This is a genomic window from Variovorax cryoconiti (genome assembly GCF_051216395.1).
Classification (GTDB): domain Bacteria; phylum Pseudomonadota; class Gammaproteobacteria; order Burkholderiales; family Burkholderiaceae_C; genus Variovorax.
The window spans coordinates 513,684-539,166 of the sequence record NZ_JBPJZI010000001.1; the positions used below are offsets into that span (position 1 = coordinate 513,684).

At 69.0% G+C, this 25,483-nt stretch carries 24 protein-coding genes; 13 read left to right on the forward strand and 11 right to left on the reverse strand.

Going from position 1 to position 25,483, the window contains the following annotated elements; all coding sequences use genetic code 11:
- Positions 1-27: 27 nt before the first annotated feature.
- From ACSFA2_RS02560 to ACSFA2_RS02570, 3 genes are read right to left on the reverse strand one after another with little or no spacing between them, the layout of a single operon-like run.
- Positions 28-1,275, reverse strand: coding sequence for a rhodanese-like domain-containing protein (locus ACSFA2_RS02560; protein WP_435453739.1), 1,248 nt, complete (start codon positions 1,273-1,275; stop codon positions 28-30).
- Complete coding sequence (locus ACSFA2_RS02565; protein WP_435453740.1) at positions 1,272-1,886, reverse strand: cysteine dioxygenase family protein; 615 nt, start codon at positions 1,884-1,886, stop codon at positions 1,272-1,274. The genes ACSFA2_RS02560 and ACSFA2_RS02565 overlap by 4 nt, the downstream gene beginning before the upstream one ends.
- A 10-nt stretch (positions 1,887-1,896) precedes the next feature.
- Complete coding sequence (locus ACSFA2_RS02570) at positions 1,897-3,135, reverse strand: acyl-CoA dehydrogenase family protein (protein WP_435453741.1); 1,239 nt, start codon at positions 3,133-3,135, stop codon at positions 1,897-1,899.
- A 135-nt stretch (positions 3,136-3,270) separates the two neighbouring features.
- On the opposite strand from ACSFA2_RS02570, the gene ACSFA2_RS02575 reads away from it, so the two are divergent.
- Genes ACSFA2_RS02575 through ACSFA2_RS02610 form a run of 8 tightly spaced genes read left to right on the forward strand, consistent with a single transcriptional unit; the run spans position 3,271 to position 11,327 of the window.
- The gene (locus ACSFA2_RS02575) at positions 3,271-4,305 is read left to right on the forward strand and encodes an ABC transporter substrate-binding protein (protein ID WP_435453742.1); all 1,035 of its coding nucleotides are present in this window, start codon (positions 3,271-3,273) and stop codon (positions 4,303-4,305) included.
- A 41-nt stretch (positions 4,306-4,346) separates the two neighbouring features.
- A complete protein-coding gene (locus tag ACSFA2_RS02580; RefSeq protein ID WP_435453743.1) occupies positions 4,347-5,459 on the forward strand; it encodes an LLM class flavin-dependent oxidoreductase in 1,113 nt (370 codons plus the stop codon).
- Entirely contained in the window at positions 5,456-6,274 is an 819-nt protein-coding gene (locus ACSFA2_RS02585; RefSeq protein ID WP_435453744.1) for a class II aldolase/adducin family protein, read from the forward strand. Before ACSFA2_RS02580 ends, ACSFA2_RS02585 begins: the two co-directional genes overlap by 4 nt.
- Positions 6,275-6,292: 18 nt before the next feature.
- A complete protein-coding gene (locus tag ACSFA2_RS02590) occupies positions 6,293-7,291 on the forward strand; it encodes an ABC transporter substrate-binding protein (RefSeq protein WP_435453745.1) in 999 nt (332 codons plus the stop codon).
- A complete protein-coding gene (locus tag ACSFA2_RS02595; RefSeq protein ID WP_435453746.1) occupies positions 7,288-8,370 on the forward strand; it encodes an ABC transporter permease in 1,083 nt (360 codons plus the stop codon). The genes ACSFA2_RS02590 and ACSFA2_RS02595 overlap by 4 nt, the downstream gene beginning before the upstream one ends.
- Positions 8,364-9,170, forward strand: coding sequence for an ABC transporter ATP-binding protein (locus tag ACSFA2_RS02600; protein ID WP_435453747.1), 807 nt, complete (start codon positions 8,364-8,366; stop codon positions 9,168-9,170). Before ACSFA2_RS02595 ends, ACSFA2_RS02600 begins: the two co-directional genes overlap by 7 nt.
- Positions 9,164-10,345, forward strand: a complete 1,182-nt coding sequence (locus tag ACSFA2_RS02605; protein WP_435454161.1) for a c-type cytochrome — start codon at positions 9,164-9,166, stop codon at positions 10,343-10,345. The genes ACSFA2_RS02600 and ACSFA2_RS02605 overlap by 7 nt, the downstream gene beginning before the upstream one ends.
- Positions 10,346-10,370: 25 nt before the next feature.
- Positions 10,371-11,327 (forward strand): ABC transporter substrate-binding protein, encoded by a 957-nt coding sequence (locus ACSFA2_RS02610; RefSeq protein WP_435453748.1) that lies wholly within the window; start codon positions 10,371-10,373, stop codon positions 11,325-11,327.
- A gap of 17 nt (positions 11,328-11,344) precedes the next feature.
- Here ACSFA2_RS02610 and ACSFA2_RS02615 read toward each other — a convergent pair whose 3' ends face one another.
- Positions 11,345-12,187 (reverse strand): symmetrical bis(5'-nucleosyl)-tetraphosphatase, encoded by an 843-nt coding sequence (locus tag ACSFA2_RS02615; RefSeq protein ID WP_435453749.1) that lies wholly within the window; start codon positions 12,185-12,187, stop codon positions 11,345-11,347.
- A 22-nt stretch (positions 12,188-12,209) separates the two neighbouring features.
- Here ACSFA2_RS02615 and ACSFA2_RS02620 point away from each other — a divergent pair, with 22 nt between their 5' ends.
- The 5 genes from ACSFA2_RS02620 (at position 12,210) to ACSFA2_RS02640 (ending at position 17,921) form a co-directional block, all read left to right on the forward strand.
- Positions 12,210-13,517: a hemolysin family protein gene (locus ACSFA2_RS02620; RefSeq protein ID WP_435453750.1), complete on the forward strand. Its 1,308-nt coding sequence runs from the start codon at positions 12,210-12,212 to the stop codon at positions 13,515-13,517.
- Positions 13,510-14,337, forward strand: coding sequence for an alpha/beta hydrolase (locus ACSFA2_RS02625; RefSeq protein WP_435453751.1), 828 nt, complete (start codon positions 13,510-13,512; stop codon positions 14,335-14,337). The genes ACSFA2_RS02620 and ACSFA2_RS02625 overlap by 8 nt, the downstream gene beginning before the upstream one ends.
- Positions 14,338-14,431: 94 nt before the next feature.
- Positions 14,432-16,516: a TonB-dependent siderophore receptor gene (locus ACSFA2_RS02630; protein ID WP_435453752.1), complete on the forward strand. Its 2,085-nt coding sequence runs from the start codon at positions 14,432-14,434 to the stop codon at positions 16,514-16,516.
- A gap of 35 nt (positions 16,517-16,551) precedes the next feature.
- Positions 16,552-17,739 (forward strand): PepSY-associated TM helix domain-containing protein, encoded by a 1,188-nt coding sequence (locus tag ACSFA2_RS02635; protein ID WP_435453753.1) that lies wholly within the window; start codon positions 16,552-16,554, stop codon positions 17,737-17,739.
- Positions 17,736-17,921: a hypothetical protein gene (locus ACSFA2_RS02640; protein WP_286646794.1), complete on the forward strand. Its 186-nt coding sequence runs from the start codon at positions 17,736-17,738 to the stop codon at positions 17,919-17,921. Before ACSFA2_RS02635 ends, ACSFA2_RS02640 begins: the two co-directional genes overlap by 4 nt.
- A gap of 19 nt (positions 17,922-17,940) precedes the next feature.
- Here ACSFA2_RS02640 and ACSFA2_RS02645 read toward each other — a convergent pair whose 3' ends face one another.
- From ACSFA2_RS02645 to ACSFA2_RS02675, 7 genes are all read right to left on the reverse strand, one after another.
- A complete protein-coding gene (locus tag ACSFA2_RS02645; protein WP_435453754.1) occupies positions 17,941-18,927 on the reverse strand; it encodes a Bug family tripartite tricarboxylate transporter substrate binding protein in 987 nt (328 codons plus the stop codon).
- Between the two features lie 40 nt (positions 18,928-18,967).
- Positions 18,968-19,942, reverse strand: coding sequence for a Bug family tripartite tricarboxylate transporter substrate binding protein (locus ACSFA2_RS02650; RefSeq protein ID WP_435453755.1), 975 nt, complete (start codon positions 19,940-19,942; stop codon positions 18,968-18,970).
- A gap of 61 nt (positions 19,943-20,003) precedes the next feature.
- On the reverse strand, positions 20,004-20,768 hold the full coding sequence (locus ACSFA2_RS02655; protein ID WP_435453756.1) for an SDR family NAD(P)-dependent oxidoreductase: 765 nt from the start codon (positions 20,766-20,768) through the stop codon (positions 20,004-20,006).
- Between the two features lie 16 nt (positions 20,769-20,784).
- Positions 20,785-22,374 (reverse strand): galactarate dehydratase, encoded by a 1,590-nt coding sequence (garD, locus tag ACSFA2_RS02660; protein ID WP_435453757.1) that lies wholly within the window; start codon positions 22,372-22,374, stop codon positions 20,785-20,787.
- A gap of 38 nt (positions 22,375-22,412) precedes the next feature.
- The gene (locus ACSFA2_RS02665) at positions 22,413-23,504 is read right to left on the reverse strand and encodes a lactonase family protein (RefSeq protein ID WP_435453758.1); all 1,092 of its coding nucleotides are present in this window, start codon (positions 23,502-23,504) and stop codon (positions 22,413-22,415) included.
- 47 nt (positions 23,505-23,551) lie between these two features.
- Positions 23,552-24,847, reverse strand: coding sequence for a TRAP transporter large permease (locus tag ACSFA2_RS02670; RefSeq protein ID WP_435453759.1), 1,296 nt, complete (start codon positions 24,845-24,847; stop codon positions 23,552-23,554).
- Positions 24,848-24,968: 121 nt separating this feature from the next.
- Positions 24,969-25,457, reverse strand: coding sequence for a TRAP transporter small permease (locus ACSFA2_RS02675; protein ID WP_435453760.1), 489 nt, complete (start codon positions 25,455-25,457; stop codon positions 24,969-24,971).
- Positions 25,458-25,483: the final 26 nt, after the last annotated feature.

A 25,483-nucleotide genomic window follows, 5' to 3' on the forward strand; every position in this document is an offset into this window, starting at 1 on the left:
ACGGGCCCCTCGGGGCCCGTTGCGTTTTCAGAGGACCTTGAAGTGGTGCGTCCCGTCGCGCCCCAGTTGCTCGACCAGGCCGAACTCCCAATCCAGGTAGGCCTGCATGGCTTCGGGCGACGCGTCGGTGCCTTCGTAGGGGCGGCGATAACGCTGCGCGCCCACCGTGTGAGCAACCGATGGCGCACCGGTCTCGCTCCACGCGCTGGCGGGTGCCACCGGATCGACCACGACCACCTCCCAACCCATCTGTGCGAGCCACGAGGCCGTCATCGAAGCCCGCACACCGTCGTCGTCGGCCAGCACGATGCGCGCGCCGCGCACCGGCACGGCGTGATCGGTCTCCTGCACCAGTTGGCCGCCGGGCGCGCTGGCGAAGCCGGGCAGATGACCGGCGGCGTACGCCTCGGGCGTGCGCACGTCGAAGCGGTAGACGGTGCGCGCGGGCGACGTCAGCGTTCCCAGCGCATCGAGCGCGACCCAGCGCACGCCGGCGCGCTCGGCCACGGCACGGGCCGCGGCCTGCGCTTCGGCGCGGCGGGCGGCGCTCACCGCCGGCGCCTGGCGCGACGCACCGGTGTCGAGCACCTGGCCGGCCAGCTTCCAGCCGATGGTGCCGTTGCGAAGCGCCGCCACCGGGTTCGGCAGGCCGGCGTTCACCAGCGACTGCGTGCCGATGATGCTGCGCGTGCGGCCGGCGCAATTCACGATCACCTGCGTCTTCGGATCGGGCGCGAGCTCGCGCGCACGCAGCACCAGCTCGGCACCCGGCACGCTGGTCGCGCTCGGGATGCTCATGGTGCGGTACTCGTCGAAGCGGCGCGCGTCGAGCACCACCACGTCGGCCTTCGCGTCGATCAGCGCTTTCACCTCCTGCGCCGACAGCGAGGGCGTGTGCCGCTCGTGCTCGACCAATTCGCCGAAGGACTTGCTCGGCACGTTGACATCGCGGAACAGCTCGCCGCCTGCGGCGCGCCAGCCTTCGAGCCCGCCGTCGAGCGCATGCAGGTTCGTGTAGCCCAGTGCCGAGAAGCGCTCGGTGGCGGCCGGCACGCGGTCGACGCCGTCCTGCTCGCCGTACAGCACGATGAGCGTGTCGCGCCGCGGAATGCGCCGCGCCGCATCGCGTTCGATCAGGTCGAGCGGCAGGTTTGCGGCCCACAGCGGATGGGCCTGCGCGAAGGGGTGTTCCTCGCGCAGGTCGATGAGCGCGATCTCGTCGCGCGCGAGCAGGTGCCGACGGACGTCGGCGAAGGAGAGCGTCGAGAGGGTCATGCGTGGCGCAGTTCGGCGGAGCGGTCCCACAGGTTGGGGAGCAGGGTGTTCGAATAGCCGGAGACGAAGGGCTTGCGCCCGCCTTCGGCCGGGTAGGTGTGGCGTCGCACCGCGCCGATGTTGGCGCCGTAGACGTGGATGCTGACCGACACGCGGTCGTCGTAGACGTTGCGCACGCGGTGCACGTCGCCGACCGTGGGCGACACCGCCTCGACATCGCCGGGCGCAAGCCGCACCGGCGCGCCCTCCGGCACGGCGCGGCCGTCGCGTTCGACGTACGCCTGGCTTTCCTCCGCGCCGCGCAGCATGCCGATCAGGCCCCACACGGTGTGGTCGTGCACCGGCGTGGCCTGGCCCGGCCCCCAGACGAAGCTCACGACCGAGAAGCGCTCGGTCGAGTCGGCGTGCAGCAGGTGCTGCTGGTAGTAGGTCGGGTGCGGCTGTGCGAAGGCCTCGGGCAGCCAGTCGTCGCGGACGACCAGCGTGCGCAGCAGGGCACTGCCTTCCGTGAGGATGCGCGGCTCGTCGGGGTGCGTGTCGAGCAGCCGGCCGAAAGCCATGACGAAGTCACGCAGCGGCGCGATGGGGGAAGTCTCGATCGTGGTCGTCATCCGCGGATTCTCATCGGTTCAGCGCTGCCTTGCCTGCCGCCACGAGGATCGCGTCGTTCTGCGGCGTGTGGATGCGGCTGCACAGCACGTCGCGGTGATGTCGCTCCAGCGGGTTCTGGCGCGACAGGCCGTGGTTGCCGCTCAGTTGCAGGGCGATCTCGACGGCACGGATCGCGTTCGCCGTCACGCTGTACTTCAGGAGGCCGCTGTCCGTGACAGATGGCGTGCGACCGGCGTCGACCTCGGCGGCGGCGTGGTCCAGCAGCACGCGGTTGGTGCGCAGCAGCGCCTGGATGTCGCCGACCTGTTCCTGCACCCGCGGCAGGCTGGCCAGCGGGGCGCCGAGGCTGCCCGGCGCGCGCGCCTGCAGGAAGCCGATCAGCCAGGCCTCGGCCGCGCGCGCGACGGCGTCGTAGAGCGACCCGAGCAGCACGACCATCCAGGCCTGCTGCTGGGCATAGGCGTCGGCGTCCGCCGCGCTGCCGTTGCCGGGAATCCAGGCCTCCGGTGCACGCAGGTCGACCGCGTGGTCGAGCGGAATCTTGACGTCCTCGAACACCACCTCGTGGCTGCCCGAGGCGCGCAGGCCCAGGTGGTCCCAGCTCTCGATCACGCGGATGCCGGGCGCGTCGCGCGGCACCAGGAAGACGCCGACCTGCGGCGCCGGGTCGTCCGTGCGGCCCCACACCGACAGCCAGCGCAGGCCCTCGATACCGGTCGTGTAGAGCTTGTGGCCGTTGATCGTCCAGCCCTCCGCCGTGCGCGTTCCGACGGTGCCCGGCAGGCCGCCGCGTGCCGGCGAGCCCAGCGCGGGCTCGACGCGCAGGGCGTTGATGAGCGCGCCGTGCGCCGCCGTGTCGCGCGCCACGCGTTCGCGCAGGTGGGGGGGCCAGCGGCTGTCGGCGCGGCCGATCGCCTGGTGCTGCAGGTAGGTCATCGTGAGGATCAGCGCCGTCGCCGGCTCGCCGCGTGCGACGGCGCCGATCACGCGGCGCGCCTCGGCCAGGGTGGCGCCGCGCCCGCCGAGGGTAGCCGGGACCGTCAGCGCGACCAAGCCGTGGCGTTGCAGCGTTGCGAAGTTGTCGTGCGGGAAGCGGCCCGCGCGGTCGTAGTCGGCCGCGGTGGCGGCGAACTGCGCGCTCAGCGGGGCCAGCAGGGCGTCGTCGAGGGGTCGCCTGACGGGGGTCGACGGAGCGAGAGCCGTGGCAAGGGGCGAGGGCGCAGGCCTGGGCGGAGCGATGGAACTCATGGCCGCGACGGTAGACCCGCGCAGGTTGCCGGCCAACAAAGTTTCTCGCCTATCGATGTGCGTTTTTCTGCGTTGGGTTTCGGCCGCGCGCGGCTTACGGTCTCGTCCCTGTCATCCATCGACCCGAGGACCGCCATGCCTTCCCATCCTTCCAACACCTGGTCGCGCCGCACCTGGCTGCAGAGTGCCGCTGCCACGGCGATCGGCGCCAGCCTGCCGTTCGCCGCGCACGCCGTATCGCCGGCATCGGCTGCCACCGACCTCTCGGGCCTGACCTTGCGCGTCGCCGTCTACAAGGGCGTGTGGCGCCCGCTGCTGCAGGCGGCGGGTGAGGCGAACACGCCCTACAAGATCGACTGGCGCGAACTCAACAATGGCGTGCTGCACATCGAGGCGATCAACGGCGATGCGCTCGACATCGGCTCGGGCAGCGAGATCCCCGCGACCTTCGCCGCGCGGCAGAAGGCCAATGTGCGCTTCATCGCCGCCTCGCACGAGGACCTGAACAACCAGGTCACGCTGGCGCGCAAGGACGCGCCCATCCACAAGATCGCCGATCTCAAGGGCAAACGCGTCGGCTACGTGCGTGCGACTACGGCGCACTACTTCCTGAGCAAGCAGCTGGCGGAAGCGGGCCTGGGCTTCGACGACATCCAGGCCATCAACCTGACGCCGGCCGACGGCCTCTCGGCCTTCGCGCGCGGCGACCTCGATGCCTGGGCCATCTACGGCTACAACGGCCAGATCGCGCGCACCCAGTACGGCGCCCGCACCATCAAGACCGGCAAGGGCTACCTGTCGGGCAACTTCCCGGTCTATGCCAATCCACGCGCCATCGACGACCCGCGCCGGCACGCGGCCATCACCGACTACCTGCTGCGCGTGCAGCGCGCCTACGCCTGGGCCAACCGCAACTACCTGGCGTATGCCAAGGCGCAGTCGGCCGAGACCCGCGTGCCGGTGGGCGACCTGGTCGAGCTCTTCAACGGCCGCAGCGACGACTACGCGCTCGGCCCGGTGACCGAGGCCATCGTGCGCAGCCACCAGGAGGTGGCCGACACCTTCCAGCGCCTGGGCGTGCTCGACGGGCCCGCCAACGTCGCGCCTTTCTGGGACCGCAGCTTCGACCGCGCGCTGGCCGCCGGCGCGCGCGGCTTGTCGGCTGCCTGATCCTTTTGATCATTCCCAAGAACCATCGAACGAGGACCCCCATGAGCCACGACAGCCCCATCGAATTCATCGGCATGATCCAGACCCAGAAGGTCTCGGAGATCCACGCGGCCAAAGGCCCGGCGATCGACCGCGACTACGTGCGGGCCTTCGCGCAGGCGCACGAAGAGGCCGGCTTCGACCGCGTCCTGGTGCCGCACCATTCGACCGGCCCCGATGCGACGCTGACCGTCGCCTACGCCGCCTCGGTCACGGAGCGCATCCACTTCATGCTGGCGCACCGGCCGGGCTTCGTGTCGCCCACGCTGGCGGCGCGGCAGTTCGCGTCGCTCGACCAGTTCAGCGGTGGCCGGCTGGCGGTGCACTACATCTCGGGAGGCTCCGACGAGGAGCAGCGGCGCGACGGCGACTGGCTCGACCACGACCAGCGCTATGCGCGCACCGACGAGTACCTCGAAGTGCTGCGCAAGGTCTGGACGGCCGACAAGCCCTTCGACCACCAGGGCGCGCACTACCACGCCGAGAAGGCGTTCTCGGAAGTGAAGCCGGTGCAGACGCTCAATGGCAAGCCGCACGTGCCGGTGTACTTCGGCGGCGCGTCGGCGGCCGCGATTCCCGTGGCGGGCAAGCATGCGGACGTGTATGCGCTGTGGGGCGAGTCGCTCGACCAGGTGCGCGAGCTCACCGGCCGCGTGCGGGCCGAGGCCGCCAAGCACGGCCGCAGCGTGCGCTTCTCGGTGTCGTTCCGGCCGATCCTGGCCGAGACCGAGGCGAAGGCCTGGGCCCGCGCCGACGCGATCCTGGCCGAGACGACGCGCCTGCGCGTCGTGCAGGGCTTCGGCCGCGGCGGGCCGCAACAAAGCGAGGGCGCCAAGCGCCTGCTGGCCGCGGCGGAAAAGGGAACGCGGCTCGACAAGCTGCTGTGGACCGCCGTCGCGCAGGAGATCGGCGGTCGCTCCAACAGCACCGCGCTGGTCGGCACGCCCGAGCAGGTGGCCGATGCGCTGCTCGACTACTACGACCTGGGCGTGACCACCTTCCTCATCCGCGGCTTCGATCCGCTGGAAGACGCGACCGACTACGGCCGCGAGCTGATCCCGCGCACCCATGCGCTGGTGGCCGAGCGCATCGCTGCGCAAAGGAAGACGGCATGAGCGCCGTTTTGTCGATCGACCGCAAGTCGCCACTCGCGCTCAACCCGAACCCGAAACAGAAGTTCTGGTTCGACCCCACACCACGCCGCACCAGCGTCGAGGCCGAGCGCCGCCATCGCCAGGAGCGCCTGGCGGGTGCCTTCCGCCTGTTCGCACGCTTCGGTTTCGCGCAGGGCCTGGCCGGGCACATCACCGCGCGCGACCCCGAGCTCACCGACCACTTCTGGGTCAACCCGCTGGGCGTGCACTTCTCGCGCATCAAGGTGTCGGACCTGCTGCTGGTCAATGCGCGCGGCGAGACCGTGATCGGCGACCGGCCGCTCAACAAGGCGGCCTTCGCGATCCATGCGGCCATCCACGAGCACAACCCGAAGATCATCGCGGCGGCCCACACGCACTCGACCTACGGCAAGGCCTGGTCGACGTTGGGCCGCAAGCTCGACACGCTGACGCAGGACGCTTGCGTGTTCCACGGCGACGTGGCGCTGTTCGACGACTTCACCGGCATGGTGGTCGACGGCAGCGAAGGCGAGCGCATCGCCAAGGCGCTGGGCGACGGCAAGGGCGCGATCCTGAAGAACCACGGCATCCTGACCGCCGGCCCGACGGTCGAGGCCGCCGCCTGGTGGTACATCGCGCTCGACAACGCCTGCCACACGCAACTGCTGGCCGAAGCCGCCGGCACGCCGCAGCCCATCGACGAAGCGACCGCGCAACACACGCACGGCCAGATCGGCGGCCCCGAGGGTGCGCTGCATTCTTTCGAGAGCCTGTACGAAGGCCTCGTCGAAGCCGAACCCGAACTCCTTGACTGACCTGATCGGCCAACATCCATGAACACTTCTCTTTCCCGCCGCAGCGTGCTGCGTGCCGGCAGCGCCGCCGCCATCGTGGCCTCCGGCGGCCTCATCGCGTCGCGCGCCTGGTCGCAGCAACGCAAGCTGACCTTCGCCTGGAACGCGTCGGCCTTCTGCCTGTCGCCCGTGGTGGTCGCGCAGGAGCGCGGCTACTTCGAGAAGAACGGCCTGCAGGTCGATCTGATCAACTACACCGGCTCGACCGACCAGCTGCTGGAGTCGCTCGCGACCGCCAAGGCCGACGCGGCGGTCGGCATGATCCATCGCTGGCTCAAGCCGTTGGAAGCCGGCTTCGACGTGAAGATCGTCGGCAGCTCGCACGGTGGCTGCGTCCGGCTGGTGGGCGTGAAGGAAGCCGGCATCACCGACCTGCAGAAGCTCAAGGGCACGACCATCGGCGTGTCCGACATCGCGAGCCCGGGCAAGAACTTCTTCTCGATCCTCTTGAAGAAGAACGGCATCGACGCCGACAAGGACGTGACCTGGCGGCAGTACCCGGCCGACCTGCTCGACATCGCGGTGAACAAGGGCGAGATCCAGGCGATCGCCGATGGCGACCCGACGCTCTACCTGATCGAGAAGCGCAACAAGGGCCGCTTCGTCGAGCTCGCAACCAACCTGTCGGGCGAATACAAGGACAAGGTGTGCTGCATCGTCGGCGCGCGCGGCGAGCTGGTGCGCAAGGACAAGCCGACCGTCGCAGCGCTCGTCCGCTCGATCGTGCAGGCCTCCGACTTCGTCGCCGAGAACCCCAACGAGTCGGCCAAGCTCTTCGCCAAGTACTCGCCCAAGGTGCCGGTGGAGGACCTGCAGGCGCTGCTGGGCACGCTGACGCACGGGCATCACCCGACGGGCAAGAACCTGCGCGACGAGGTTGAGTTCTATGCGCGCGACTTCAAGTCGGTGGGCGTGCTGAAGCCCTCGACCGATCCGGTGAAGCTCGCCAATCACGTGTCGGTGGACGTGCTCGCATGACGACCGCCGACCAGGTCTTGGGCCACCGGCTCGAGCGGCCCGGTGTTCCGGGCGCCCGCGCTGCTGCAGCGACCGCGCCGCGCACTGCAGCGCTGCCGGCCTCGCTGCAGGACATCGCCGTCACCGGCCTCTGGCGCACCGGGCTGGTGGCCGCCGTCGCATGGCTGGCGCTGGGCGCGCTCACGCTCTACTGGCCGAACAAGGAGGTCGGCTTCAGCGACTGGGCCTTCACGACCGAACTCGGCGTGGCCGCGCTGGTCGTCGGCGTGTTGCTGCTCGTCGTCGCCGTCCTCGGTGCCAACGCGGGCCGCATCGGCCGCACGCTGCGGCCCGCCGGGCAATGGCTGATCGCCGCGCCGCTGCTGCTCGCGCTGTGGGAAGCGTTGACGGCCAAGCTCGGCGCGCTGCCGCCGCCTTTCTTCGCGCCGCCGCAGAGCCTGATTGACGTGGCGTATGAAGACTGGGCGCGGCTGGGCCTGTCGACCGCGCATTCGCTGCGGCTGCTGGCGCATGGCTTCGTGCTGGGCGCGCTGGTGGGCTTCGGCACGGGGGTGTGGATCGGCTGGTCGCGCATCGCGGGCTACTGGGTGCACCCGGTGCTGCGCTTTCTCGGGCCGGTGCCCGCGTCGGCGCTGCTGCCGCTGGCCTTCTTCTTCGCGCCGTCGAGCTATGCGGCGGCGGTGTTCCTGGTCGGCCTGGCGACTTTCTTCCCGGTGGCGGTGCTCACCTGGTCGGGCGTGGCGTCGGTCAACAAGAGCTACTACGACGTGGCGCGCACGCTCGGCGCGTCGGAATGGTTCCTGGTGGTGCGCGTCGCGATTCCCGCCGCGTTGCCCCAGGTCTTCGTGGGGCTCTTCATGGGTCTGGGCGCATCGTTCTCGGTGCTGGTGACGGCCGAGATGATGGGCGTGAAGGCCGGTCTCGGTTGGTACCTGCAGTGGGCACAGGGCTGGGCCGCCTACGCGAACATGTATGCGGCGCTGCTGGTGATGGCGGTGCTGTGCTCGGGGCTCATCACGCTGCTGTTCACGGTGCGCGACCGCGCGCTGTCGTGGCAGAAGGGGACCGTGAAATGGTGAGCGTCGCTTCTGCTCCCGCCGCTGCCGAGACGACCGCTTCGCCCGGCGGCGCGCGCATCGACATCGAAGGCGTCAGCCACTGGTTCAAGCAGCAGGGCGGCGTGCTGCAGGTGCTCGACGGCATCGACCTGCAGGTGCAGCCCGGTGAGTTCGTCGCCTTGCTCGGCCCCAGCGGCTGCGGCAAGTCGACGCTGCTGCGGCTGGTCGCCGGGCTCGAGCCGGCCACCACCGGCCGCATCGCGCAGGACGGCGAACCGATCACGCGGCCCGACCCCTCGCGCATCGTCGTGTTCCAGGACCCGACGCTGTACCCCTGGCGCAACGTCTGGGACAACGTCGCGCTGGGCCTGCAGGCGCGCGGCCTGCTGAAGACGCAGCATTCGCGCGTCGACGACGCGCTGGCGCTGGTCGGCCTCACCGACTTCGCCAAGAGCTTTCCGCACCAGCTCTCGGGCGGCATGGCGCAGCGCGTGGCGCTGGCGCGAGCGCTGGTCAACGACCCGCGGCTGCTGGTGCTCGACGAGCCGCTCGGCAAGCTCGACTCGTTGACGCGCATCGCGATGCAGAGCGAGCTGGTCAACCTGTGGCAACGCGCGGGCTTCTCGGCGCTGCTGGTGACGCACGACGTGGAAGAGGCGCTGTTCCTCGCCAACCGCGTGATCGTGCTGAGCGACCGGCCGGCGCGCATCGCGGCCGAGCTGGTGGTCGACCTGCCGTATCCGCGGCATCGTGGGCATCCGCGTCTGGCAGAACTCCGGCACGAGGCATTGCGCCATCTGGGCCTGGATGCAACCTGGTGACCGGTGCCGACGACGGCTGGCTCAACGCACTGATCGGGTTGTTGCAGGGCGCGCAGGTCGTGCTGTTGCAGGCGCTCTCAGCGCTCGGACTGGTTGGAGCGAGTCACGGGCAGGCCACGTGGCCATGGGCGCTCAAGCTGTCCGGCGAGAACCTGCTGATCGACGGGGGTCAGGCGCGGCGGCTGGCGGGCAGCCTGGTTGTGATCGGGTTGGCCGTCGTCCTGTTGCTGCTGTCGCTGGTCTGGCGACGCGGCCGCGTGTGGGTGGTGGCGGCCTTGCCGTTGTTGCTGCTGGTCGCGCCCTGGCCGGACGCCCACGTGATCTGGGTCGCGGCGACACCCGCGAGTTTTCACCGGTCGCCGACCGGCTTCACGGTGCAGTCGATCGCGCAGGGCCGCACGCTTTATGCGCAGCACTGCGTGGGTTGCCATGGCGCCGACGGACGCGGGCAGGCCGCGCTGGCCGATGCCCGCTCGATGTCGCCGCCGAACCTCGCGGGACCGCTGCTGTGGCGTCGGGCCGACGGCGATCTGCTGTGGCACGTGATGCACGGCATGCGCGGCGGTGACGGCGCGCCGACCATGCCGGCTTTCGGCGAACGCCTGCGCGACGACGAGGCCTGGGCATTGATCGATTTCATGAAGGCGCAGGCAGCCGGCGAGACACTGCGTGCCACCGGCGTCTGGGCCTTGCCGGCCGCGCTGCCAGACGTCGCGGTGCGCTGCGACGGCCAGCCGCAACGCCGGCTCGCCAGCTGGCGCGGGCAACGCGTTCGCATCGTGGCGCAGGACGACGCACCCGCCGACCAGCCGGCGCCGCTCGAAGACCCGCGGCTCGTGACCGTGCGGCTCGCACCGACTGCGCAGGCGGCCGCGCGCGATGCCGGCGGTTGCGTGGTCGACGCGTCCGAGGCGGCCGATGCGTGGTCCGCCTTCGCGCTGGTCACCGGCACGCCCTCGCTGGCCGGCACCACGCTGATCGCCGACCGCGACGGCTGGCTGCGTGCGCGCAGCCGTCCGGGCCAAGCCGACTGGTCGGACGACGACCTGCTGTGCCGCACCGACACCGCGCCGCGTGCAGTGCAGACCGCCGTCGTCGCCGACGGCCTCGGCGCGCTCATCGCCCGCATGGACGCGCAACCGGTGCGCTACGTCAAGGGCGGCTTCGTTCACTGAACCCCATGTTCCCAAGGAGAAAACCATGACCCATCCTTCGCGTCGCCAGTTCGTCGCCCGCACACTCGGTGCCGGTGCCGCCTTGGCGCTCCCCGCCGTCGGCCGCGCGCAGTCGCGCCCTGTCCTGAAGGCGGGCGACCAGAAGGGTGGCCTGCGCGCGCTGCTCGAGGCGGCCGGTGCGCTCGAGGGCGTCGGCTACGACATCCAGTGGTCGGAGTTTCCGGCCGCCGCACCGCTGGCCGAAGCGCTCAATGCCGGCGCGGTCGACTCCGGCCCGATCGGCGATGCACCGCTGATCTTCGCGCTGGCTGCCGGCACGCGCGTGAAGGCGATCGGCGCGAACCGCTCCGACGCCTGCGGCACGGCGGTGCTGGTGCGGCCCGATTCCACGCTGAAGACGGCGGCCGAGCTGAAGGGCAAGAGCGTTGCGACCAACCGAGGCTCGATCGGCCACTACGTGACGCTCAAGGCCATCACCCGCGCCGGGTTGAAGCCCGAGGACGTGAACATCCGCTTCCTCGCGCCGGCCGATGCCAAGCTCGCGCTCACGCAGGGCTCGGTCGATGCCTGGGCCACGTGGGAGCCGTACACCGCGCTCGCCGAGGTGAGCGGCCATGCGCGCGTGTTGGTGAGCGGGCGCGACCTGCTGCCGGGGCTCAGCTACCTGGCGGCCACCGATGCGGCGATCGCGTCGAAGCGCCCTGTGCTGCAGGACTTCTTGCAGCGCGTGGTGCGTGCGCAGGACTGGTCGAATCGCAACGTCGACACCTACTCGGCCGCGCTGGCTCGCATCATCGGCATCCCGCCGGAAGCGGCGAAGCTGCAGTTCGCGCGACGCCAGCAGAAGTGGGTGCCGATCGATGCGCCGGTCATCGCCGACCAGCAGGGCACGGCAGACTTCTACCGGCAGGTCGGGCTGATCAAGCAGCCGCTCGACGTGAAGGGGACGTTCGACACCGGCTTCGCCCTCGTCGCAGGCTGACGGTCCGCCAACGGGCCTCAGCCCGGCTTCTGCGCTTGGTCGCAGCGCACTTCGACATGCTCGATGGCATCGAGCGTGTCGCCGATGCGCGCCGCGCTAAGGCAGCCGCCCCAGACGCAGCCGGTGTCGGTCGAGATCAGGCCCGGCCGCGCGATCCAGCCCAGCGTCGACCAGTGGCCGAAGGCGATGGTCGCGGCGGCCGCGCGGCGGTCCGGCACGTCGAACCACGGCATGAAGCCGGCGGGCGGCGCATCGGCGCTGTCCTTGGTCTCGAAGTCCATCACGCCGTCGGCGGTGCAGAAGCGCAACCGCGTCAGGCCGTTGACGATGGCGCGCAGCCGCGCGTGGCCGGTGAGCGCATCGCTCCACTGCGCCGGCTCGTTGCCGTACATGGTGCGCACGAACTCGCCCAGCGTCGGCCCGCGCAGCACCGACTCCACCTCCGCAGCCAACACCAGCGTCTGGCCGATGCTCCACTGCGGCAGCACGCCGGCGTGCACCATCAGCAGGTCGCGCCCGCCGATGGTCTGGTGCAGCGCCATCGACTGCTGGCGCAGCCAGTCGATCAGTGCGTCGCGGTCGGGCGCGTCGAGGACGCCGTCGAGCGTGTCCTTGCGCCCGGACTTGCGCGCGCCGTGCGCCACGCCCAGCAGGTGCAGGTCGTGGTTGCCCAGCAGGCTGCGCGCCGCGCCGCCCAGCCGCTGCACGCGCCGCAGCACGCCGGCCGAATCGGGCCCGCGGTTGACCAGGTCGCCCAGCAGCACGAGCGTGTCGCGGCTCGGCGAGAAGTCGATGTGGTCGAGCAGGCGCTGCAGGGCGTCGTCGCAGCCCTGCACGTCACCGATCAAGTAAAGTGCCATGTCCCCATTCTCTCCCCCGTTCATGGATGTCTTCTTGCTGGCCTTGCTGACCACGCTCAACGCGTTGTTCGCAATGTCCGAAATGGCCCTTTCCACCAGCCGTCGCGCGCGGCTCGCGGCGTTGGCCGAAACCGGGGATGCCGGCGCCGCCGCCGCGCTCAAGCTGATGGAGGACCCGACGCAGTTCCTCTCGAGCGTGCAGATCGGCATCACCTCCATTGGCATGCTCAGCGGCATCGTGGGGGAGGCTGCCTTCGCGGCGCCGCTGTCGGTGTGGATGGAAGGCGCGGGCATGGGCGCCGGTACGGCGAGCATCGCGTCGACCGCGGTGGTGGTGACCTGCATCACCTTCTTCACGATCATCTTTGGCGAGCTGGTGCCCAAGCGCATCGGCCAGCTCTACCCCGAGCCGGTGGCGCGTTTCGTGTCGCGGCCGATGCGCGCGCTGGCGACCGGCGCCAAGCCTTTCGTGCTGATGCTATCGGGCGCGACCGCGATGATGCTCAAGCTGCTGCGCATCGACTCCAACGCGGCGCGCACGGTGACCGAAGAGGAAATTTCCGCGAGCCTGGAGGAGGGCGTCGATGCCGGCGTGATCGAGATGCACGAGCACCAGATGGTACGCAACGTGTTCCACCTGGACGACCGACGGCTCAGCTCGCTGATGGTGCCGCGGGCCGACATTGAGTGGCTCGACGCCACCGACACCGTGGCGTCGAGCCTGCAGAAGGTGGCGGACGCCGGCGCCCTCAACCTGGTGCACTCGTGGTACCCGGTGTGCCGCAACTCGCTCGACGATGTGTTGGGCGTGATCAGTGTGGCGCATCTGCTGCGGCTCGGCCCGCAGCACGAAGGCACGATCGACGGCGTGGTCCAGCCCGCGCTGTTCGTGCCCGAGACGCTGACCGGCATGGAACTGCTGGAGCAGTTTCGCGTGCGGGGCGGGCGTCTGGTCTTCGTGGTCGACGAGTACGGCGTGGTGCAGGGCCTGATGACGCCGCGCGACATGCTCGAAGCCATCACCGGCGAGTTGCAGCCCACCACCACGACCGACGCCTGGGCGCGCCAGCGCGAGGACGGCGCCTGGGAGCTCGACGGGCTCATGCCCGTGTCGGAGTTGCGCGCGCGCCTGGCGATCCGCGAGCTGCCCGAGGAGGAGCGGGGGCGTTACAACACCGTCGCCGGCCTGCTGATGTCGGTGTCGGGCCAACTGCCCGTCGTGGGCGAGCGCATCGAATGCGCCGGCTGGGTCTTCGAGGTGGTCGCGCTCGACGGCCGTCGCATCGACCGCGTGCTGGCCCACGCAGGCACCGAGCCGGGCGATGAATGACGCCGAGTTTCAGTACCTGACGGGGCAGGCGCGGCCTGGGTTTCCCGCGCTCTTCGAGGAATTCGAGCGGCGCAGCGCCGAGGCGGTGCGCGGCAGCGCCTGCGAGCTCGATCTGCGTTACGGCACGGCCGAACGCTGCACCTTCGACTTCTTCGACGCCGGCCCGGCTGCGCGCGGCGTGCTGATCTACCTGCACGCCGGCTACTGGCAGTGGCGCGACAAGGCGGGCTTCCGCTTCATTGCGCCGACCCTGGTACGCCGCGGGCTGCACGTCGCGATGGTGAACTATCCGCTGTGCCCGACGGTGTCGCTGGCCGCGCTGACCGAGACCGTGCGCGCTGCCGTGCCGGCCGTGCTCGGCCGGGTCGATGCCGCGCTTCCCCTGGTCGCGATGGGGCATTCGGCCGGCGGGCATCTGGCGATGGAAATGGCGCTCACCGATTGGACCGCGCGCGGGCTGCCGATGGCCACGGTGGCCGGCGTGATCGCGCTGAGCGGTCTCTATGACCTGGCGCCGCTGGCACAGACCTCGCTCAACGAGAACCTGCGGCTCGACGCACAGAGCGCGGCCGCGGCCTCGCCGCTGTACCGCGCCGCACCCGACGGTCCGCCGCTGCTGCTGGCCGCCGGTGCCGACGAGACGCCCGCCATGCGCGAGCAGAGCCGCCGCATGCACGAGGTGTGGCTGGCGATGGGCAATCCCTCGGTGCTGCACTACGAGCCCGATGCGGACCACTTCAGCCTGCTGCAGCGCCTGGTGGCGCCGCGCAGCGCGCTGGGCCAGCAGGTCGATCTGCTGCTCGATCGCGCGCTCGACTGAGCGCCGAGTGTCCCCACGCGCCGTGGGCGCGGCGTTGACAGCGGGGGGACCAGCTTGAATAGAATGAGAATCTTTCTCATTTTCAATGATCTCAATGACGATGCCCACCACTTCGCCGTTCGGTCGCCGTTCGGCCGTTTCTGTCGCATTCGGCCTCCTGTCGCTGCAGGCCGCGGCCCAGACCCTTCCTGAAGTGCGTGTCGACGCGAGCGCGGAGAACGAATCGGCGACCTCGCCCGTCGTCGGCTATCGCGCCAAGAACGCCGTCACGGCAACCAAGACCGACACGCCGCTGTCGGAAACGCCGCAGGCCGTCACCGTCGTCACGCGCGACCAGCTCGTCGACCAGGGCGCCACCAGCCTGCAGGATGCGCTGGGCTATGCCGCGGGCGTGCGCTCCGATGCCTACGGGCTCGACGCGCGGACCGACTCCGTGCGCATTCGCGGCAGCGAGCCGAGCGTCTACCTCGACGGGCTGCGCCAGGCTTACGGCTACTACACCAGCACGACCCGCACCGAGCCTTACGCCCTCGAGCGCCTGGAAGTCCTGCGCGGTCCGGCCGGCATGCTCTTCGGTTCGGGCACGGCCGCCGGCGTGCTCAACATGGTGAGCAAGCGACCCTTGACGGAGACGCAGCGCGAGGTCGGCGTGCAGTTCGGCAACTGGGGCCGCAAGCAGATCCAGGCCGACCTGACCGGCGCGCTGACGGCCGACGGCGAGTGGTCCTACCGGCTCGTTGCACTGCAGCGCAAGTCCGACACGCAGGTTGACTACGTGCCCGACGACCGCAGCCTGCTCGCACCGTCGCTCACCTGGCGCCCGAGCGCCGCCACCTCGCTCACTTTGCAGGCCATGTACCAGAAGGACAAGAGCGGGACGAGCTCGCAGTTCCTGCCCTGGGAAGGCACGATCCTGTCGAACCCGAACGGCCGCATTCCCGCGAGCCGTTTCATCGGTGAGCCCAGCGACTACTACGACAGCGAGCGCAAGAGTTTCGGCTGGCTGTTCGAACACAAGTTCAACGACGCCTGGACCGTGCGCCAGAACTTCCGCGTGGCGCACAACGAGAACGACAACCGCTATGCCTACGGCGACTTCTTCGCCATCACGGGCGGTTGGGGTCAGGACCCGGTGAACAAGCGCCTGCTCGGCCGCATCACCGACAGCTCGCTCACACGCAACCGCATCGCCACCATCGACAACCACCTCGAAGGGCACTTCGCGACCGGCGACGTCAAGCACACCCTGCTGGTCGGTGCCGATTTCTCGCGCCAGCGCGAGAACGTGTCGAGCGGCTTCGACTACAGCGTGATCGACGCTTACGCGCCGGTGTACGGCAACCTCGTCGACCCCGAGCGCTTCGCGCTGCCGCGCACCACGCAGCGCAACGGCGGCCTGTACGTGCAGGACCAGATCAAGTGGAACCACTGGATCTTCCTGGCCGGCCTGCGCCACGACCGTGCCGTGTCAGGCGTGGAAGGCAGCGAGGACGAGAAGACCAGCGCCAACACCAAGCGCTTCGCCGTGATGTATGCGATGCCTTCCGGTTGGTCACCGTACGTGAGCTACACCGAGTCCTTCACGCCGCAGTCGGCCCGCATGGGCCAGAGCTTCAAGCCGCTGCGCGGCGAGCAGTGGGAGGCCGGCATCAAGTACGAGCCCAAAGCGCGCGCCATGGCCTTCAGTGCGGCGGTCTACGACCTGCGCGAGAAGAACCAGATCGTCGAGCCGGTGCCCAACACCTTCAACCAACTGGGCGAGACGCGGAACAAGGGCGTCGAACTGGAGGCCAAGGGCTCGATCAGCCGCGACCTGGACGTCATCGCGCACTACAACTACATCGACCTGGACGCGCAGATCGAGGGCATGCCGAAGCACCAGGCCAGCCTGTGGACCAAGTACCGCTTCGCCATCGCCGGCCTGCCGGGCTTCTCGGCCGGCGCGGGCGTGCGCTACATGGGCAATTTCCGAGATACGTCCTACGGCGGTTACGGCCCTCGCATCCCGAGCGTCGCACTGCTCGACTTCGTGCTGGCCTACGACACCGCCCAATGGCGCTATGCCCTCAACATCAACAACGCGACCGACAAGGTGTACTTCAGCACCTGCCTGTCTCGTGGCGACTGCTGGTACGGCAAGGGCCGTGAAGTGGTCGCGAGCGCGACCTATCGCTTCTGACCGCCCCCTGAAGAAATCAAAAGACGAACACCACGATGAACAGCCGAAAGATCAAGACCTGGGCCTGGGTCCACAAATGGAGCAGCCTGGTCTGCACCGTGTTCATGCTGCTGCTGTGCATCACGGGGCTGCCGCTGATCTTCCATCACGAGATCGGCCACCTGCTCGGCACCGAGGTCGAGGCGCCCAAGATGCCGGCGAACACACCGCGTGCCAGCCTCGACCGCGTGCTCGAGGTCGCGAAGGCCAAGCACCCCGATCGCGTGGTGCAGTTCGTCTCGCAGCCCGAGGACGACGACGGCCTGTGGTTCGTCACGCTCACGCCGACGCCCGCGCCCACCGACGACTTCAAGTCGGTCGCGGTCGATGCCCGCACGGCCGAGGTGTTGGCGCAGCCCAAGTTCGACGAGGGCTTCATGTACGTGATGTTCAAGCTGCACGTCGACCTGTTCGCCGGCCTGCCGGGCAAGCTCTTTCTCGGCTTCATGGGCCTGCTGCTGCTGGTGGCCATCGTCTCGGGCGTGGTGCTGTATTCGCCCTTCATGCGCAAGCTCGACTTCGGCACGGTGCGCCGCGATAAGCGGCCCCGCCTGAAGTGGCTCGACCTGCACAACCTGCTTGGCGTGGTCACGCTGGTGTGGGCCTTCGTGGTCGGCGGCACCGGGATGATCAACACCTGGGCCGACCTGGTGATCAAGTACTGGCAGTACGACCAGCTCAGCGCGCTGCTGGCGCCGTACCAGGGCCAGCCGGTCACGCCGGTGGCCGAGCGCGGCTCGGTGCAGAAGTCGCTCGACGCGGCCTACGCGCAGTCGCCGAACAGCAAGCTGTCGTTCATCGCCTTCCCCGGCACGGCCTTCTCCAGCCCGCACCACACCACGGTGTTCTTGAAGGGCAACGAGCCGTTCACCTCGAAGCTGCTGCAACCGGTGTTGGTCGATGCCAAGACCACCGAGGTCACGGCCGCGCCCAAGCTGCCCTGGTACCTGACGGCCTTGCTGGTGTCGCAACCGCTGCACTTCGGCGACTACGGCGGCATGCCGATGCAGATCCTGTGGGCGCTGCTCGACATCGCCACCATCATCGTGCTGGGCAGCGGCTTGTACCTGTGGCTCAAGCGTGGCAACAGCGTGCCGGTGCCGAAGGCGAAAACCGAGGTGGGCGAGGCGAATGGACCCGGCGGCGCGCAGCCGGTCGCCGTGATGAAGGAGGCCCGCCCATGAAGCCGCGCCATGCCTTCTGGCGCCTGTGGGGCTGGCCCCTGGTGATGGGCGTGCTCACCACCGTGGGCCTGATCTCCGCGCTGTTCAGCGACGGCGGCGCCGGGGACATGCTGGCGTGGGTCACGCTCGGCATCCCCGTCGCGGTGTGCGCCTGGTTCGGCTGGCGGCGTTCGCCGCGCTAGCCGGCCCGGCGCGGAGGTCTTACTCGACCTTGATGTTGGCGGCCTTGATCACCTGGGCCCACTTGTCGACCTCGGCCTTCTGGAAGGCGGCGATCTGCGCGGTCGTGAGGTCGGCCGGCTCCATGCCGAAGCCCTTCATCTTGTCCTGCATGTCGGGTTGCGCGAGGATCGTGCGGATCTCCTTGTGCAGCCGCTCGACGATCGGCGCCGGCGTGCCGGTCGGCACGAAGATGGCCTGCCACGACACCACCTCGAAATCGCCCAGGCCCTTGACGCCGGATTCGGCGACCGTCGGCACGTCGGGCATCGAGGTCAGGCGCTTGGCCGAGGTCACGGCGATGGCGCGCAGCTTGCCGCTCTGGATGTGGGGCGCGGCCACCACCGTGGTGTCGAACATCATGTCGACCTGGCCGCCGATCACGTCCTGAATGGCCGGGCCGCTGCCCTTGTACGGCACGTGCGTGAACTTCACGCCCGACTTGTAGGCGAGCAGTTCCATCGACAGATGCTGCGAGGTGCCGGTGCCGGCCGAGGCCGACGAGAGGCCTCCTGGCTTGGCCTTGCTCGCCTCGAGCACGTCCTTGAGCGTCTTGTAGGGACTCGCGGCGTTCACCACCAGCACGACCGGGTTGGTGCCGATCAGCGTCACCGGCGCGAAGGACTTGATCGGGTCGTAGCCGATCTTCGGGTAGAGACTGATGTTGATGGCGTGCGAGCTGACGGTGCCGCCCAGCATCGTGTAGCCGTCCGCCGCGGCGCGCGACGCGACCTCCGAGCCGACGCTGCCACCGGCACCGCCGCGGTTGTCGATGACGACGCTGGTGCCGAGCACCGCGCCCAGCTTCTGGCTGATGAGGCGGCCCAGCACGTCGGTCGTGCCGCCGGCCGGGAAGGGCACCAGGTAGGTGATGGCCTTGCCGGTGGGCCACGTGCCCTGCGCGAAGGTCGGCAGGGCGCTGGCGGCGAGGCCAGCGATGGCGGTCTGGATCAGGGTGCGGCGTTGCATGGTCGGCTCCTTGGGTGCGTGGTCGGGATGCGAAGCCGGCTCAAGGCTTCAGGTTGAGCTTGGTGATCAGCGCCTTGAAGTAGGCGTTGTCCTTGGCCAGCGTCTCCTTGAAAACGGTACCGTCGGTGTAGACGTAGCCGAGGTTCTGCTTGTCCATCACCTCGTGCATGAGCGGCTCGGCGGCCGTCTTGGCCGTGATATCGCGCAGGCGTGCCATCACCTCGGGCGGCGTGTTCTTCGGTGCCCCCAGTCCGCGCCAGGTGCCGATCGACAGGTCGATGCCGCGCTCCTTGGCGGTGGGCACCTGCTCGAAGCCCTTGACGCGTTTGTCGGCCATCACCATCAGCACCTTGAGCTTGCCGCCCTGCACATGCGTCGTCACTTCGGCGGGGCTGACGGCCACCGCTTCGATGTGGCCGCCGAGCAGTGCGAGCACCGCCGGCGCCGCGCCCTGGAACGGGATATGGCTGAACTTGGTACCGGTCTTGTCTTCCAGCGCGGCGGCAGCCAGGTGCCAGATCGAGCCGTTGCCGGAATTTCCCACCCGCACGCTCTCGGGCGACTTCTTCGCCGCGGCGAGGAATTCCTCGACCGTGTTCCAGGGCGCGTCGGCCTTCACCGTGATCGCGGCCGGGTCCGCGTTGAGCTGGGCGATGGGTTGGAAATCGTCGTAGTTGAACTTCGCCAGGCCCAGGTGCGGCAGCGTCAGCAATTCGACCGTGAGCACCGCCAGCTTGTAGCCGTCGGGCTTCGCATTGATGACCTCGGTCCAGCCGATGGCGCCACCGGCCCCCGGCCGGTTGATGATCACGATGCTCTGGTCGATGTGCTTGCGGCTGGCCTCGGCAAAGGCGCGTGCCAGGCCATCGGTGCCGCCGCCCGGCTGGTAGGGCACCAGCAGTTCGATCGTGCGGTTCGGGAAGCTGGTCTGGGCCGAAGCGGCGGGTGCGAGGCCCATCGCCAGGGTGGTGGCGACCGACAGGGCGGCCACGCTGCGCAGGAATGCTTTTGTCATGAATCTTTGTCTCTTTTATAGGTCTTGAACAATGTGAAGGGCGATCGATCCCAACGTCGGGTCAGGGCATGTACTGGCCCCCGTTCACTTCGATCACCTGCCCGGTGACGTAGCCCGACAGCTGTTGGGAAGCCAGATAGAGAAAGGCACCGGTGCAGTCGTCCGGGTGGCCGATGCGGCCCATCGGAATCGAGGCCCTGAAGGATTCGAGCAGGGCCGGTGTCGAGAAACGGTCCTGGAACGGTGTCAGGATCACGCCGGGCGCCACCGCGTTGACGCGAATGCCATCGGGCGCGAGTTCCTTCGCAAGGCCGTGGGTCGCGGTGCTGACGAAGCCCTTCGAGCCGGCATACAGGTAGGCGCCGGGACCGCCGCCGGTTCGTGCGGCGACCGATGACACGTTGATGATGCAGCCGCCGTTGCCGCGCTCGCGCATGAGCGGCACCACTTCGCGGCAAAACGCCAGCGTCGAGCGGGCATTGATGTGCATCACCTCGTCGAACAGCGCATCGTCGAACTCGGCGATCGGCGCGCGCTTGACCAGGCTGCCCGCGTTGTTGACCAGCACATCGATGCCGCCCAGGCGCGCGCGCGTCTCGCGCACGATGCGGGTGATGGCCGTGGTGTCGCGCACGTCGCCCTGGAGGGCGAAGGCGTCGCCGCCGGCTTTCACGATGGTGTCGACCACTGCCTGCGCCGGCCCGGCCGACTGGTTGTAGTGCACCGCCACGCGCATGCCGCGCGCGCCGAAGGCGATGGCGACGGCGGCACCGATGCCGGTGCTGGCGCCGGTGACGAGTGCGGTTTTTCCTTGAAGGTCTTCCATCGTTGTCTTCCTTGGTTCAGGTCACGGGGGCGGGGTTGAACAGCACCAGGGCGTTGTGCAGCTTCCAGTGCTCGGCCCAGGTCTTCTTGCGGCCGCTGGCCACCTCGAGCATGAGCCGGAACATCTCCCAGCCCACGTCCTCGATGCTCGCCTCGCCGTCGGCGATGCGCCCGGCGTTGATGTCCATCAGGTCGTGCCAGCGCCGCGCCAGGTCGCTGCGCGTCGCCACCTTGATGACCGGCACCTCGGCCAGGCCGTAGGGCGTGCCGCGGCCGGTGGTGAACACGTGCAGCGTCATGCCCGCGGCCAGCTGCAGCGTGCCGCAGATGAAGTCGCTGGCCGGCGTGGCGGCATAGAGCAGCCCCTTCTGCTTCGCCTTTTCGCCCGGCGCGACCACGCCGGAGATGGGCGCGCTGCCGCTCTTGACGATCGAGCCCATCGCCTTCTCGACGATGTTCGAAAGGCCGCCCTTCTTGTTGCCGGGCGTGGTGTTGGCGCTGCGGTCGACGCGGCCCTTGTCGAGGTAGGCGTCGTACCAGGCCATCTCGCGGATCATGGCGTCGGCCACGGCCGGCGTGGTGGCGCGCGAGGTGAGCTGGTCGATGCCGTCGCGCACCTCGGTCACTTCCGAGAACATCACGGTGGCGCCGGCGCGCACCAAGAGGTCGGTGCAGAAGCCGACGGCCGGGTTGGCGGTCACGCCCGAGAAGGCGTCGCTGCCGCCGCACTGCACGCCGACCACGAGCTCGCTGGCGGGCACGGTTTCGCGTCGGCGCGCGTTGAGGCGTTCGAGATGCTCCTCGGCCTGCCGCATGATCGAATCGATCATCGACATGAAGCCGACGTGCGCATCGTCCTGCAAGCAGACCACGTCGAGCGGGCTCTCGGCGCTGACGCCGACATCGGCCACGTTGCGCTCGTCGACCAGGGGGATCGAACCCGGCGGCAGCAGGCGCTCGGGCTGCAGCTTTTCGCAGCCCAGGCTGATCACCATCACCTCGCCGCCGAAGTTCGGGTTGAGGCTGATGTTGCGCAGCGTGCGGATCGGGATGACGGCGTCCGGCGCGTCGATGGCCACGCCGCAGCCGTAGCTGTGCGACAGGCCCACCACGTCGTCGACGTTCGGGTACTTGGGCAGCAGCTCGGCCTTGATGCGCTGCACCGCGAAGTCGACCACGCCGGCCACGCACTGCACCGTCTGCGTGATCGCCAGGATGTTGCGTGTGCCCACCGAGCCGTCGAGGTTGCGAAAGCCCTCGAAGGTGTAGCCCTCGAGCGGCGGCATCTCCGGCGGCTTGACGGTGGCGATCGGCAGGCCGACCAGCTCGCGCGCCGCGGGCATCTGCAGCAGCCGCTCGTGCACCCAGCTGCCGGCCGCGATGGGCTTGAGCGCATAGCCGATCGGCACGTTGTAGCGCCGCACGACGCCGCCCTCGGCGATGTCCTCGAGCGCCACCTTGTGCGCCTGCGGCACCTTGTCGACCAGCGTCAGGCCGGACGCGAGCACGGTGCCCGCCGGCAGCCCCCCGTCGTTGGCGACGATGGCGACGTTGTCGGCCGCATGCATGCGGATGGTGAGAGGCGCGAGGGCGTGGGGCGCGTTCATGGTTGGTCTTGGCGGGTCAGAAGTCGGCGTGCGGCAGGTCAGGGCAGGTCGACGATCTCGACCCAGTTCGGGTTCTTGCCTGCCGGCACGCGCGTGGGGGTGCCGGGCAGCCCGGTCGCGGGATCGATCGGGTGCAGCGACACGCTGTGCGAGTCCTGCCCCGCGGCAATCAGGAAGCGGCCCGAGTCATCGATGGCGAAGCCGCGCGGCGTCTTCTCGGTCGGGACCTGGCCCAGTGCGTCGATCTGGCCGGTGGCCGGGTCGACGCGGAAGCTCGACAGCGTGCTCGACGTGCGTTCCGACGCATACAGCGTGCGACCGTCGGGCGACAGGTGCAGGTCGGCCGCCCAGGGCTTTCCGGTGAAGCCGGCGGGCAGCGCGGTGGTGCGCTGTACCGCGCGCAGCGTGCCGCGCGTCGCGTCGTAGGCCATCACGTGCACGCCGGCATCGAGCTCGTCGAGCACGTACATGTGGCGCTGGGCCTTGTCCCAGACGAAGTGGCGCGGGCCGGACTTCTCGGGGGTGATGGTGGTCAGTGCCGGCTCGTTGGCGCTGAGACGTCCGGTCTCGGCGTCGAAGCGCCAGCTCGAGAGGTTGTCGCCGCCCAGGCTGGTGGCGAAGACGTAGCGGTTGGCGGCGTCGGCATGGATCGCATGGGCGTTCGGCGCCGTCGGAATGAGCTGCTGCACCGCGCCCACGGCACCGTCCTTGCCGATGCTGTTGACCGTGATCTTGTGCCCGCCGTACGAGGCGGCGAACAGCCAGCGCCCCGTGGCATCGGTGTCGATGTTGGCCATGCTGTCGGCCAGCGGCGCCTCGCCCAGCTTGCGCAGCTTGCCGCTCGCCGGGTCGATGGCCAGGCTCACGACACGGAAGGGTTGCGAGCGCAGGGCGACGTAGAGCACGCGCTTGTCGGGCGAGAAGACCATGGGCATGGCCATCCCGCCGAGGGGCACTGTCTCCACCGGCGTCAGCGTGGCGGCCGCGCGGTCGAGTGCGAACACCGAGATGTCCTGGCTGTCCGCGTTGGACACATAGACCCAGGTGGCCGCCGATGCTGCGCCGCTCAGGAGCAGCAGCGCCGCACCAATGCTGGCGGCGATGCCGCGCCGCGAAGCATGTCGATGCACAGAACTCCTAGGGAAAGACGCCATGTCCGCACTCCTTCGTTGCTTTATTACTTCACCACCATGAACAGGCTGGGCAGCCAGGTCGAGAAGGCCGGCACGAAGGTCACCAGGCCCAGCGCGAAGATCAGTGCGCCGTAGAAGGGCCAGATGGTCTTCATCACCGTGCCCACCGACACGCCGCCGATCGCGCAACCGACGAACTGCGTGGTGCCCACCGGCGGGGTGTTCAGGCCGAGCGCGCAGTTGATCAGCATCACGATGCCGAACTGCACCGAGGTCATGCCGTACTGCTGCGCGATCGGCAGGAAGATCGGCGTGCACAGCAGGATGGTCGCGGCCATGTCCAGGAAGGTGCCCAGCACGAACAGGATGACGTTGATCATCAGGAAGATCATCCACGGCGTGCTGGTGATCTGCGACAGCATCTGCCCCGTGAGCTCGGCCACGCCGTACAGGCTGATGAGGTAGCCGAAGGTGCTCGAGATGCCGATCAGCAGCAGGATGACGCCCGTGGTGCGCACGGCCTTCGAGGCCGCCTTGACGAAGTGTTCCCACTTGAGCGTGCGGTACAGGAAGATCGTCAATGCCAGCGCATAGAGCACGGCCACGGCCGCCGATTCGGTCGCGGTGAAGATGCCCGAGAGAATCCCGCCGAGGATCAGGACGACGATGAACAGGCCCGGCAGTGCCGCTGCGAAGGAGCGCGCCACGATCGCCCAGCCCGGGAAGGTGCCGGCCGGGTAGCCGCGCTTGACTGCGACGCCGTAGGCGGCCGCGAGGTTGCTGATGGTCAGGATGGCGGCCGGCAGCAGCGCCGCCAGGATCAGCGCGGCGATCGACACCTTGCCGCCCGCGGCCAGCGAATAGATGATCAGGTTGTGGCTGGTCGGCATCAGCGCGCCGACGAGGGCCGCGTGCGTCGTCACGTTGACGGCGTAGTCCGCGTGGTAGCCCTCCTTCTTCATCATCGGGATCATCACGGCGCCCATGGCCGAGACGTCGGCCACCGGCGAGCCCGAGACGCCGCCGAACAGCGTGCAGGCCACCACGTTCGACATGCCGAGGCCGCCGCGCACGTGGCCGACCAGGTTGCGCGCAAAGTTGACGATGCGGTCGGCGATGCCGCCGTAAAGCATCAGCTCACCCGCGAAGATGAAGAACGGAATCGCCAGGAACGAGAAGATGCCCATGCCGGACGTCATCTGCTGGAAACCCACCGCGAGCGGCAGGCCTTCGTAGGCGAGGGTCGCCAAAGCCGAGAGACCGATCGAGAAAGCGACGGGCACGCCCAGCAGCAGGAACAGCGTGAACGACACGCACAGGATGAGAAGAGGGATGGTCATTTCAGCGAGCTGTTTGTGCGTGGAATACCGCGGAACCGGCTTTGCCGGGCCGCTGGTATTGCCCCCGGCGAGGGGGTTGGCGAAGCGACACGAAGTGCGCGAAGACTGGGGGTGTGCATGTCTATCCCCAGGCGGGTTCGACTTCGCGGCCTTGGGCCAAAGCGATGATGTGTTCGATCGAGAACATGACGATCAGCACGCCGGCGATCGAGGCCGGCACGTACTTCCAGCCTTCGGAGATCCACAGCGTGGGCAGGCGGTAGTCCCACACCGATTCGGCGAGCGATGCGCAGTTCCACGCCATGGTGGCGCCGAAGACCAGGATCAGGAAATGGATGAGGTATTCCATCTTCAGGCGCAGCCAGTCGGGCGCGAGCACCAGGAAGGATTCGAGCCCGATGTGGCCCGCGTCGCGCACGCCGACGGCGACGCCGAACATCGTGACGTAGAGCACCAGCAGCAGCGCCAGGCTCTCGGCCCAGGTGGGCGTGTTGTTCATGACGTAGCGGCCGAACACCTGCCAGCTCACGGCGCAGATCACTGCGACGAGTCCGAAGATGCCCAGCCACATGCAGGCACGCGCGAGCGTGCGGCAGAGTTTGGTGTACATAACTTTCGATGCGAAAAAGAGAGAGC